Source organism: Pelomicrobium sp. G1 (assembly GCF_051905455.1).
Taxonomy (GTDB): domain Bacteria; phylum Pseudomonadota; class Gammaproteobacteria; order Burkholderiales; family UBA6910; genus Pelomicrobium.
This window is the reverse complement of record NZ_JBQACR010000001.1, coordinates 306,772-318,879: the sequence shown is the minus strand read 5'-3', so window position 1 is coordinate 318,879 and position 12,108 is coordinate 306,772. Positions and strand designations below refer to the sequence as shown.

The following is a 12,108-nucleotide window of genomic DNA, read 5'->3' as shown; positions in this document are numbered from 1 at the left end:
GACACACAACCCAAGGAGATGGCAATGGCAACCACCGTCAAGAAAACAGCGGTTAAATCCGCTTCCCAGCCGGTGCCGGCGACGCCTCCCGCCCCAGGTGAGACTCCGGTGGCGGCCCAGACCCCCTCCACGCCCCTCTCGCCCCCGAATCTGCTGGAAGAGGCCTGGCGCTACCAGGTGGACCTGTGGCAGCGCAGCCTGCTGTTCCTGGACACGCTGCGCGAACGGGCGAACGACATGCTGGCCCACGAGCAGGCGGGCCTGCCGCCCGTGCTCGACTTCGACTACGAGACGATCCTGGACGCCCGGCGCTTCGAGCAGCCGGCAAATTACGCCCTCCTGCGCATTACCGGCGCCGGTACCGACCGGCTGGAAGAGTGCGTGGACGAGGCGAAGCGCCCGGTCATCATCATTGACCCGCGCGCCGGTCACGGTCCCGGTATCGGCGGCTTCAAGCGCGATTCAGAGGTGGGCATGGCGCTGCACGAAGGCCACCCGGTCTACTTCGTGATCTTCTTTCCCGAGCCGTGCCCGGGACAGACGCTCGCCGACGTGCTCCACGCCCTGCGCCGTTTCGTGGAAGAAGTGAGCCGCCGTCACGGCGGAAAAGCGCCGGCCCTCTACGGCAATTGCCAGGCGGGCTGGGCAGTGACGCTGCTCTCCGCCGATTGCGAAGGGCTGGTGGGGCCGGCGGTGCTCAACGGCTCTCCCCTTTCCTACTGGGCGGGGGAGTCCGACGTCAACCCCATGCGGCTTGCCGGCGGCTTTGTCGGCGGCGCCTGGCTGGCCCACTTTCTCGCCGACCTGGGCGACGGCCGCTTCGACGGCGCCTGGCTGGTGCAGAACTTCGAGAACCTGAAGCCCGCCAATGCCTTGTGGGACAAGTACTACCACCTGTTCGCCAACGTGGACGAGGAGCGGGAGCGCTTCCTCGACTTCGAGCGCTGGTGGAACGGGTTCTATTTCCTGAGCCGCGAGGAGATCGTGGCCATCGTGGAGAACCTCTTCATCGGCAACCAGCTCGAGCAGGGCACCATGCGCATCTGCGAGGGCTGCATTGCGGACTTGAAGCGCATCCGCAACCCCCTCGTGATCTTCGCCTCCCATGGGGACAACATCACGCCGCCCCATCAGGCGCTCAACTGGATCCCGACGGTCTATCCCACCACCGAGGCCCTCAAGGCGGCCGGGCAGCGCATCGTCTATCTCATCAACCCCCACGTGGGGCACCTCGGGATTTTCGTTTCGGCGAGCGTGGCCCGGCTGGAGCACCGGGCGATCCTGGAGAGCCTGGACGAGCTGGAAGCGCTCCCGCCGGGTCTCTACGAGATGAAGATCCTGAATCCCACCGGAGACCCCGACTGCCACAAGCCCCAGTACTCCGTGCGTTTCGAGGCGCGGGATATCGAGGATATCCGCTTCGACTACCCGCGCAGGGCATTCGAACGGGTGCGGGAGGTCTCCGAATTGAACGAGCGTCTGTACAGCGCCTTCCTCAGCCCCTGGGTCCAGGCGGCGGCGAACCCGCTGAGCGCCTTGTGGCTCAAGTGGATGCACCCCATGCGCACGAGCCGCTATCTCTTCTCGGAGAAGTTCAGTCCGTGGATGGCGGGCGTAGCTGCGCTGGAGCCGCTGGTGCGGCAGCAGCGCCAACCTCCGGGTGAGAACAACCCGTATGGGATGATAGAACGCGCGGCGAGCGCCCAGATATCGGCCACGCTGGACCTGTACCGTGCGATCAGAGACCAGGCCGTGGAACTCGCTTTCGGCAGGATCTACGGGTGAACCGGCAGCGTTTCGAGGCCTCGCCCGACCAGTACGCCGCCAAAGCCCCCGGCGAACGGCCCGTCGGAGGATCCAGCCATCATGGTCGCCGGCGTTCTGGCTGCTGAGGCTCGGTTCGACAGCTTGAGCGCCCGTTCGACACCTGCATCCGGCATGGAGTAAAACGATGCACCCGGGAAGTCTCAAGGGGAAAAAGGGCTCGTCGTGGGCATCGCCAATGAACGGAGCATCGCCTGGGGCTGCGCCAAAGCCTTTCGCGCTGGCGGGCGCTGGACGCCCCGGGACGCTCATCGTGCTCATGGCGACGGCATTTGCGGTAAGCATGGGCTACGGCGTCGCCATCCCCTTGCTGCCGGAGATCATCGAGCGCTTTTCGGACGGCAGTCGGGGTCTTCCGGCCGCCTGGTACGCGGGATTGCTGCCGGGGGCCTACACGGCCGCCCTCTTCGCCTTTGCCCCCGCGCTCGGAGCGCTTTCCGACCGCCTCGGGCGGAGGCCCATGATGCTAGGCGGTATGGCGGCGTATGCGCCAGCGCTCGCGCTGTTCGCCGCCGCCCCAACCCTGGCGGCTGCAATCGCGGCCCAGGTGCTGGCGGGAGTTGCCGCCGCCGCGGTCCTGCCCGCCGCGCTCACCGCCACCGGTGAAAGCGGCGAGCGTGATCAGGCTTTCCTGCGCCTGGCCTGGGTGAGCGCTGCTTCGCTGCTGGGATTCCTTGCCGGACCGGCGCTCGGAGGCTGGCTCGGAGACAGGCAGGAGAGTGGAATCGGGTTGCCTTTCCTGGTTGCGGCGGGCATCACCGCCCTCGCCGCGACGGGAGCGGCTGTCCTCGTCCCCGAGACAGCCCGTTGCCGCCAGCCGGACCCGGGAAAGAGACTCGGGCAGCCGCGTCGCAGCCACATCAAGCTCGCGATGGCGCTGGCGGTGACGGTCCTCGTGACTTACGGCCTGGGCTCCTTCGAAGTCGGCTTCTCCCTGTTCGGGGAAGCGCGTCTTGGCCTTGACCCTTCTCGGCTGGGACACCTGTTCGCGCTCTGCATGGCCGTCATGATTCCGGTCCAACTCGCGATCTTTCCCCGCCTCCTGCGAACCTTCCGCCCGACCCGGGTGAGCGCCGGAGCACTGGCGGCCTTGGGGATTGGCCTCGCCATGCTGCCCGTCGGGGAAAACGTCATGCTGGCGGCCGCAGCGATCGTCTTAATCGCCGCCGGGGCGGGTGTGCTCCTGCCGGCGCTGAGTTATTGGGTGTCGCTCGACGCCGCCCACGCCCCAGGAGCGGCGCTTGGAAAACAGGTGGCGGCGTTCAGTCTGGGACAAGCCCTGGGATCCGTGGCTGCGGGGGTGCTGTTCGAGGTCATGCCCTCGGCGCCATTCTGGGTCGCGGCGGCGCTGGCCTTGGTCGGGGCGCTGGCAGTTGCGAGCCCGGGCCGACGGACGGCGCTCGGGCTCTCGAAGCCGCCCCCACTCCCGTAGAGCAACGCGATGATGCACGACTTTTCCCCCGCTCCAGGCGGCCAGCACCGAGGCTGGTGCGCCGCGGCAGCCTCGATCATGATTTCGACTTGACGTAGATCAAACCGCCACCCGGTCGATGCTGCTACGTTGGCTACGATGTTCATTTATGACTTGAGAAATTCCATGATTCCCGCCCACCGGCTCGGCGCCGCGGCGGTGCCCGATGGCTTTTGGCAGAGGCCCGTTTGGAACGGTTGTATTCACCCTTGAGCCGTCGATCGTCTATACTGCCGCCGCCATGACCCGCCGCCTGAGGATCTGGATCGCCTCGCTGCTCATACTCTGGCTCCCGCTCGCCGGGACGCTGGCGAGCGCGGCTCCTGATGGCTTTCATGCCCATGCGGCGGCTTCTCCCGATTACGGCAGCCTTGACTCGAATCACCTGGACGGTTGCGACCGGGAGTCAGCTCCCGCCTCGCTCTTGTGCAATTGCCTGCTATGCCATTCCGGCGGCTTCTTGCACTCTGACGTTTTGACCTTAGGCGCGGTGCCGCTCACCGAGCACCGAGCGGACCACACCATGCCGCGGCCCCGCGGATTCATACCCTCCCCACCCAAGCGACCACCCCTCGCGTGACGGCGAGCCTGTCCGGCTGAGGTCAAGCAGCACCGCTTGGCCCGACCTTCGGACAGGCCCGCTCCAAGAGATCTTAGCCCTCGCGGCCTGCGAGCGATCGCTGCAGGCTGCACGTATTCCGGACCGAAGGAGATCGTCGGGGAGAAACGAAATGAAGCACAAGTGGATGGCGGTGGTGCTGCTGGCGGCGACGGCGCTGCCTGTGGCTTCCCGCGCGCAGCAAGCCGCCGACGGCCTTTTCGATCACCTGAGAAGCGCGACACCCGGGCAGCTCGCCCGCGCGGACGGCCGTGAACAGGCCCCACAGAAGCCAGTCCTCATCGCTCAACTCGTCGCGGAAGCGCTCGAAAACAACCCCGAGATCCAGGCGGCGCGGCGGGAGTGGGAGGCGGCGCAGCAACGGGTTCTTCCCGCGGGGGCGCTCGACGATCCGATGCTGGAGGCGGGAATCGTCAATCTTCCGGCGGAATCGCTGAGTTTCCGGCGCGAAGACATGACCATGAAAATGATCGGTCTCGCCCAGAGGCTCCCCTACCCCGGCAAGCGCCGCTTGCGCCAGGACCTGGCCGCCAAGGACGCGGAGTCGATCGGCCACGGCTACCAGGAGACTGTCAACCGGGTCATCCGGGACGTCAAGCTGGCCTACTTCGATCTGGCCCTGGTCGTGGAATCCGCCCGGCTGGTGGAAAGGAACAAGCGGATCCTGGAGCAATTCCTGCAGATCGCCGAGGCCCGGTACGCGGTGGGACAGGGCAGCCAGGCCGACGTGCTCAAGGCCCAAACCCAGCTTTCGAGAATGAACGACGAGCTGATCCGCCTGGCCCGCGAACGGGAGACGATCGAAGCCGAGCTCGGCCGGGCCCTGGGCCGCAAACCGGGTTCTCTGGCCCTGCTGCCGGAGATGCCCCCCCTCCAGGAGACGGCATTGCAACCGGAAGCGTTGCGGGAGATGGCAATAAAGGGCCGCCCCCAGCTTCTCGCCCTGCAAAGCCTCATCGCCCGCAGCGAAAAGGCGCTCGATCTCGCCCGCCAGGAGTATTACCCGGATTTCGACGTGCGGCTCTCCTACGGCCAGCGTGACCGGATGCCGGACGGGGCTCCCCGCGAGGACATGGTGAGCCTCACTGTCGCCATCAACCTGCCGGTGTGGCGCGAAACCAAGCGGGCCCCGCGCGTCGCCGAGGCCGTAGCCATGCGGGAACAGGCATCGGAAATGTACGAGGCACAGCTTAACGAGCTCACCGCCAGGCTGCGCCAGCAGGTGGCCGCTGCAGAGCAAAACCTTCGCTCGGCCCGGCTTTACGAGACCGGGATCCTGCCCCAGGCCCGGCTCGCCGTGGAGGCCGCCCTCGCCGCGTACAGAGTCAACCGGGTGGATTTTTTCACCCTGCTGGACAACCAGATGACGGTCTTCAACTTCGAGATCGCCCATGCCACGGCCCTCGTCGGCTATCGCAAGGCGCTGGCGGAGGTCGATTTCCTGACCGGCAAACAGGCGTTCTAGAGCACTTGATCCCGACTGGAGATGAATCGTGAAACCGATCGCAATCGCGACGACAATGCTGGCCCTGGCGGCCACCGCCCTGGGAACCGGTTATTGGTGGGGAGCGAACAGGCAGGCGGCGCCTGCGGTTCAGGGCGCGTCCCAGCATTCCCCAGCCCAGCCGGAGCGGAGGATCCTCTACTACCGCAACCCCATGGGCCTTCCGGACATCTCGCCGGTGCCGAAAAAGGACCCCATGGGAATGGACTACATCCCGGTCTACGAAGGCGAAGAACCCGAGGGGGGCGAGGCGCTGGTCAAGATCAGCCTGGACAGGGTGCAGAAGCTGGGGGTCAAAACCGAAGCCGCGGCAGCGCGCGAGCTCCAGCGGACGGTGCGGGCAGTGGGGGCGCTGGAAGCGAACGAGCGCCAGCTCTACACCGTCACCCCCAAGTTCGAGGGCTGGATACAGAAGCTCCACGTGAACGCCACCGGGGAACCGGTCCGGCGCGGCCAGCCCCTGATGGACGTCTACAGCCCGGACCTGATCACCGCCCAGCAGGAGTACCTGATCGCCTGGAAAGGTCTGCAAGCAGTCAAGGAGGGCGCCCCGGAGATTCAGGAGAGCATGCAGCGGCTCGTCGAGAGCACCCTGCAGCGGCTGCGCAACTGGGACATCTCCGAGCAAGAGTTGCTGCGCCTGCAACGGGATGGCCAGGTCACCCAGTTCCTCACGCTGCGCTCGCCGGTCGACGGTGTGGTGCTGGAAAAGCCCGCGTTGCAGGGCATGCGCTTCATGCCAGGCGAAGTGCTGTACCGCATCGCCAACCTGGCTTCGGTATGGCTCCTAGTGGACGTTTTCGAGCAGGACCTAGCCCTGGTGCGCCTGGGGCAACCCGCCAGAATCCGCATCGACGCCTACCCGGACAAGGTGTTCGGCGGCAAGGTGGTGTTCATCTATCCTACGGTCGCCCCCGAGACACGCACCGCCAAAGTGCGCATCGAGCTGCCTAACCCCGGCGGCCTGCTCAAGCTTGCCATGTACGCCCGGGTGGAGATCATATCCAGTCCCAACAAGGCCAAGGTCCTCGCCGTTCCCGATTCCGCAGTGCTGGACAGCGGGGTACGTCAAGTCGTGCTGGTCGAGCGGGGTGAAGGGCTGTACGAGCCCCGGGAGGTGAAGCTGGGAGCGCGGGCCGACGGCTACGCGGAAGTGCTCGAAGGGATCAAAGAAGGCGAGCGCGTGGTGGTCAGCGCCAACTTCCTGATCGACGCCGAGAGCAATCTGAAAGCGGCCCTCGGCGCCTTCGGCCACGGCGCCCATGGTTCCAAGCCGGGAGAAGACGGGCAGGTCAAACCCGCCGCACCTGCCGCAGCGCCCTCACCCGCCGCTCACCGCGGCGAAGGCAGCATCAAGACGATAGATCTCTCCCGCGCCATGGTGAAGCTCGCCCATGGCCCGATCGACAGCCTCCAATGGCCGGCAATGACCATGGATTTCCGCGTCAAGGATCCGGCGTTGCTCCAGAGCCTGAAACCAGGCCAGAAGATCGCCTTCGAGCTGGTGGAGGAAGCAGGCGGCGAGTATGTCATCGCCCGCATCCAGCCGGCGGGCGCCAGCCCCGCCGCCAGCGGCCCCATTTCCGGCCACAAGGGGCATTGAAATGCTGAACCGCATCATCGAGTGGTCCGTGCGCAACGTGTTCCTGGTCCTCCTCGGCACGTTCTTCCTCGTCGCGGCGGGTATCTATACGGCGATCAAGACGCCGCTGGACGCGATCCCGGATCTTTCCGACGTGCAGGTGATCATCTACACCGAGTACCCGGGCCAGGCGCCCCAGGTGGTAGAGGACCAGGTCACCTATCCCCTCACGACGGCCATGCTGGCCGTTCCTAAGTCCAGGGTGGTGCGCGGGCTTTCCATGTTCGGCGCCTCCTTCGTCTACGTCATCTTCGAGGACGGGACCGACATCTATTGGGCCCGCTCGCGGGTTCTGGAATATCTCAACTACGTCTCCGGGCGCCTGCCGCGGGGCGTAACGCCGTCCCTGGGGCCCGACGCCACCGGGGTAGGCTGGGTCTACCAGTACGCCGTGATCGGCGCGCAGCGCACCCTGGCGGAGCTGCGCACCCTCCAGGACTGGTTCCTGCGCTACCAGCTCACCAAGGCCCAGGGAGTGGCTGAAGTGGCGAGCGTGGGCGGTTTCGTCAAGACCTATCAGGTCACCGTGGACCCTCGCAAGCTCCAGGCCTACGGCATCCCCCTGTCCCGGGTCTCCCAGGTCATCCGCGACAGCAACCGGGACGTGGGCGGCCGGGTGATCGAGATGGCGGAGACCGAATACGTGGTGCGGGGCCGAGGCTATCTGCGCGACATTTCAGACATCGAGAACCTGGTGGTCAAGGCAGAGAAAGGCGCGCCGGTGTTGGTCGGCAACATCGCTCGGGTCGAACTGGCGCCGGACGAGCGCCGTGGCCTCGCCGAGCTGAATGGCGAAGGAGAAGTGGTGGCAGGCATCGCGGTCGCCCGCTACGGCCAGAACGCGCTGGACGTGATCCACAATCTGAAAGCGAAAATGGAGGAAATCTCCTCCGGCCTGCCGCAGGGCGTGTCGCTGCAAGCCGTGTACGACCGCTCTGACCTGATCCACCGGGCCATCGAGAACCTGCGTAACACGCTGATCGAGGAAAGCCTCATCGTTGCGCTGGTGTGCATCATCTTCCTGATGCACGCGCGCAGCGCGCTGGTGGCTATCGTCATGTTGCCCATCGGCATCCTGATCGCGCTGATCGCCATGTATTGGATGGGGCTCAATTCCAACATCATGAGCCTGGGCGGCATTGCCATCGCCATCGGCGCCATGGTGGACGCGGCGATCGTCATGATCGAGAATGCCCACAAGCATCTCGAGCGTCTGGATCCCAAGGCGTCCCGCCTGGAAGCGATCATCGTGGCCTGCCGGGAAGTGGGACCCGCCCTGTTCTTCAGCCTGCTGATCATCACCGTTTCGTTCCTGCCCGTTTTCGCGCTGGAAGCCCAGGAAGGCCGGCTCTTCAAGCCGCTGGCGTACACCAAGACCTTCGCCATGGCCGGAGCCGCCTTCCTGTCCATCACCCTGGTCCCGGTGCTGATGCTGCTGTTCATCCGCGGCCGCATCCCGCCGGAGCACAAAAACCCCATCGTCCGGTTCTTGCACTGGGCCTATCGCCCGGTCATCGGCTGGGCCTTGCGCTGGAAGAAGCTCACCATCGTCGCCGCGGTGGCGGCGCTCGCGGTCACCGCCTATCCCGCGATGAAACTGGGCAGCGAGTTCATGCCCGTGCTCAACGAAGGATCGCTGCTTTACATGCCGACCACCCTCCCGGCGCTGTCGGTCACCGAGTCCGCCAGACTGCTGCAGACCCAGAACAAAATCCTCAAGAGCTTCCCCGAGGTGGCCTCGGTGTTCGGCAAGGCGGGCCGCGCCAACAGCGCCACCGACCCGGCGCCGCTGGAGATGTTCGAGACCGTCATCAACCTGAAGCCGGAGTCCGAATGGCGACCCGGCATGACCGTCGACAAGCTGATCGCGGAGATGGACCGGGCGTTGCAGATTCCCGGTGTCTCCAACGCCTGGACCATGCCCATCAAGGCGCGCATCGACATGCTCTCGACCGGCATCCGCACCCCCATCGGGGTCAAGGTGTTCGGCAAGGATCTGGTTGAAATCGAGAAGATCGCGAAGGAAATCGAGACCGTGGTGAAAACGGTACCCGGCACCACCAGCGCCTACGCCGAGCGGGTCACCGGCGGCTATTACCTGGACATCGTGCCCGACCGCCTGGCCCTCGCCCGCTACGGCCTGACGGTGGGCGATTTACAGGAGGTGATCGGCGCTGCGCTGGGCGGCGAGATGGTGACCACCACAGTGGAGGGTCTCGAGCGCTTCGGGGTCATCGTGCGTTACCCTCGCGAGCTGCGCGACGATCCCCAGAAGATCGCCACCCAGGTGCTGGTGCCCATCATGGGCGGCGCCATGATCCCCTTGGGGCAGGTGGCGAGCGTCAAGCTGATCAAGGCGCCGCCCAGCATCCGCACCGAGAACGCGCTGCTGGCGGCGTATATCTTCGTGGACATTCGCGACCGCGACATCGGCGGCTACGTGGCCGACGCGCAGAAAGCGGTCCTCGAAAAGGTCAAGTTCCCCCCCGGCTATTACGCCACCTGGAGCGGCCAGTTCGAGTACATGGAGCGGGCCAAGCAAAGGCTTTCCATCGTCGTTCCGCTGACCCTCGTGATCATCTTTCTCCTGCTGTACTTCAACTTCAAGCGGCTCACGGAAACCCTGATCGTCATGCTCTCGGTGCCCTTCTCGCTGGTGGGCGGGATCTGGCTCATGTACCTCCTGGGCTACAACCTGAGCGTGGCGGTGGCGGTGGGGTTCATTGCCCTCGCGGGGGTAGCAGCGGAGATTGGCGTGATCATATTGATTTATATGGACCACGCACTGCGGGCGATAACCCAGAGGCGCCAGGCCGCGGGGGAGCGGATAAGCGCGACCGATGTCCACGACGCCGTGATACAAGGGGCGCTGCTGCGGGTGCGGCCCATCATGATGACGGTGTTTGCCATCACGGCGGGCCTTTTGCCGATCATGTGGGGCAGCGGCACCGGTTCAGAGGTCATGCGCCGCATCGCCGCGCCCATGGTGGGCGGCATGGTCTCCGCCACCATCCTCACGCTGATCGTGATCCCCGCGATTTATGCGCTGGTGAAGGCATTCGCCCTCCACCGGCAGGCCTCCTGAACGAGTCCAACCAATGAGGCGGGGTTTACCGAAAAGACGAAGGCGGAGGCCGTGACCGCTGCCATCATGGAAGCCGCCCACACAGGGGTTCCGGGCGACGGCATCGTGGCCGTCCTTCCGGTGGATAAAGTGTTCCACATTCGCACCCGGTCCGAGGTAGCCCCTGCCGACTTATAGGAGGCATCCAAGCGAGCGAAACCAGGCGTGCAGGCTCCCCATGGAATTCCTTCCGCATCAACCCCCCTCTCTGCCGCCGGCAGCGGGATTTGCTTCCGCCGGCGCATGCGCTCGTCTCACGAACCGAGCGGGGGGGCCCGAGTCTAATCCTGCAAGGGAAGGTTCATGTCCCGCACCGGTAGAAAGATAACGATAGCGTTCGCGCTCGCCGCCTGGTTGTCGGTTGCGTGGGGGAGCATGGGCGCCATGGCCTGCCAGGGCGGCCATGGGGATGGGAAGACAGCCATCGCCCTGACCGCTGCAATCCCTTGCCAGGGTTGCCAGGAACCGGGGAACGTTCCAGGGGCGCCGTGCGCGCAGCCGGGGCCCTGCGTCTCGTGCGGCGCATCCTTCGCCCCGCCTCAAAACGCGAGCCCTCTCCCGCAACACGTTGTTTCTGCGATGCCAGCGCCCGCCTTCGGCGGACCCCAGCACATCGCCGAAATTCCTCGACATCCTCCTCGCCGCCCGAGCGCCGGGCTTTGATCGCCGGCCCAGGCTACTCGACAAGAGACCGTCGGTCGACGTGAGGGGTCCAAGAGCGAGTCCCCCGCCGATGGGCAGGTAGCTCCCTTGCTTTTCCAATCGGAGGCTGAATCATGAAACGCCTTATTCTTCTTTCCGTCATCGCCGCCGCCGGCTTCGCATCGGCAGCAGCTCTGGCCGGTCGTGACGAATCCCAGATGATGGAGCTGCACCGCGCCATGAAAGCGAAAGAAGCCAAGCATCAAACAGTCGAAGCGACCCGGGGCACCGGACCCGCGGCCGAAGGCCGCGCCGGTGACACCCGGGAGGCGAAAGAAGGGGTTCCTGGAAAGGAGCTGTTTAAGCGCGTCCACCCGAAAAACGCCTACAGCTACTGAGCCTCCAGGGGTTCTGTAACCGCCGACAGCGCGGCGTGGGGTTTGCCCCGCGCCGCGCTTCTTTCCGGGGAGACCGAGCCCCTGTGCCGGGCCCGAGCGTCAGTTATGCATGCCGCCCTGTGCCGCCCGCTCGGAGGAAGCCATGTCCATTCGCGTCCCAGGGACGGCACCGGGCACCAGCAGGGCGGATACTTGCTGCAGGAATCGGCGGTGCTTCTCGGGTACGGCCCGATGCCAGCCGGCCAGGTATTCAACGAACGGCTTGGACGCTTCGCCCGGATGGCTGTTGAGGTAACGCAGCACTTCCCAGCGGGCGGGGTTGGACTCGAACAACGGCAACAGCGCATTGGCGCAGACCTCGTTGTCATCGCGCCGGTAGGGGTCCTCCCGCAACGCCTGTTCCCGCTGCGCCACCCAGGCCGCGAGGTCCATGGCCCGCACCGCGTGGCGGTGAGGCTCGCTCTGCAGCCGGTCCGCATACTCCCGTAGCGCCGGGGCGTAGCCCGCCCAGTGCGGGTAGGGCGCCTCCGACGCCCACCGGACCGCCATGCGCTTGAGCGTAAACAGCGCCGCCGCCTCGCACAGGGATTCCTCGAACCACTGGTTGGGCGCGACTGGATCGCCGTGGCGGAATTCTTTGCGCTCGAAGTTGGACAGCACGTGGCAGAACTCGTGGGCGAACTGGTAGGCGTACTGGGCCCAGCGCCGGTTCCTGGCGGTGAGCTGGACCACGTATTCACCCCGGGTGCTCTTCTCGTAGTACACCTTCGGGTTGCCGGAACCGGGGATGACCCGAATCGGTGCCAACGCATGCCCAGGGAAAAACACCCACAGCTCCTTGGCCACCGAATAAAGCAGCACCTCCACAACATCCCGGCTTGCCG

Annotated in this window: 7 protein-coding genes and 1 pseudogene; 7 read left to right on the top strand and 1 reads right to left on the bottom strand. The window is 65.7% G+C overall.

What is annotated here, in order from left to right:
* The first annotated feature begins 18 nt into the window (after positions 1-18).
* The 7 genes and pseudogenes from ACTFO6_RS01570 (at position 19) to ACTFO6_RS01540 (ending at position 11,224) form a co-directional block, all read left to right on the top strand.
* Positions 19-1,785, top strand: a complete 1,767-nt coding sequence (locus ACTFO6_RS01570; RefSeq protein ID WP_439932676.1) for a DUF3141 domain-containing protein — start codon at positions 19-21, stop codon at positions 1,783-1,785.
* A 183-nt stretch (positions 1,786-1,968) separates the two neighbouring features.
* Positions 1,969-2,052 (top strand): annotated as a pseudogene (locus ACTFO6_RS01565) (enoyl-ACP reductase FabI); the annotation flags it as partial.
* A gap of 31 nt (positions 2,053-2,083) precedes the next feature.
* Positions 2,084-3,256 carry an MFS transporter gene (locus ACTFO6_RS01560; protein ID WP_439932675.1) on the top strand — a complete coding sequence of 391 codons (1,173 nt, stop codon included), beginning with the start codon at positions 2,084-2,086 and terminating at the stop codon, positions 3,254-3,256.
* A 770-nt stretch (positions 3,257-4,026) separates the two neighbouring features.
* Positions 4,027-5,379 carry a TolC family protein gene (locus ACTFO6_RS01555; protein ID WP_439932674.1) on the top strand — a complete coding sequence of 451 codons (1,353 nt, stop codon included), beginning with the start codon at positions 4,027-4,029 and terminating at the stop codon, positions 5,377-5,379.
* A 28-nt stretch (positions 5,380-5,407) separates the two neighbouring features.
* A complete protein-coding gene (locus ACTFO6_RS01550) occupies positions 5,408-7,021 on the top strand; it encodes an efflux RND transporter periplasmic adaptor subunit (protein ID WP_439932673.1) in 1,614 nt (537 codons plus the stop codon).
* A gap of 1 nt (position 7,022) precedes the next feature.
* Entirely contained in the window at positions 7,023-10,145 is a 3,123-nt protein-coding gene (locus ACTFO6_RS01545; RefSeq protein ID WP_439932672.1) for an efflux RND transporter permease subunit, read from the top strand.
* 815 nt (positions 10,146-10,960) lie between these two features.
* Entirely contained in the window at positions 10,961-11,224 is a 264-nt protein-coding gene (locus tag ACTFO6_RS01540) for a hypothetical protein (protein WP_333840308.1), read from the top strand.
* Positions 11,225-11,323: 99 nt separating this feature from the next.
* Here the strand turns inward: ACTFO6_RS01540 and ACTFO6_RS01535 are convergent, their stop codons facing one another.
* Positions 11,324-12,091 carry a hypothetical protein gene (locus tag ACTFO6_RS01535; RefSeq protein ID WP_333840307.1) on the bottom strand — a complete coding sequence of 256 codons (768 nt, stop codon included), beginning with the start codon at positions 12,089-12,091 and terminating at the stop codon, positions 11,324-11,326.
* Between the last annotated feature and the right edge of the window lie 17 nt (positions 12,092-12,108).

Coding starts and splice junctions, on each gene's coding strand:
- ACTFO6_RS01570 (WP_439932676.1), top strand. CDS start 19: ATGGCAATGGCAACCACCGTCAAGAAAACAGCGGTTAAATCCGCTTCC.
- ACTFO6_RS01560 (WP_439932675.1), top strand. CDS start 2,084: ATGGCGACGGCATTTGCGGTAAGCATGGGCTACGGCGTCGCCATCCCC.
- ACTFO6_RS01555 (WP_439932674.1), top strand. CDS start 4,027: ATGAAGCACAAGTGGATGGCGGTGGTGCTGCTGGCGGCGACGGCGCTG.
- ACTFO6_RS01545 (WP_439932672.1), top strand. CDS start 7,023: ATGCTGAACCGCATCATCGAGTGGTCCGTGCGCAACGTGTTCCTGGTC.
- ACTFO6_RS01540 (WP_333840308.1), top strand. CDS start 10,961: ATGAAACGCCTTATTCTTCTTTCCGTCATCGCCGCCGCCGGCTTCGCA.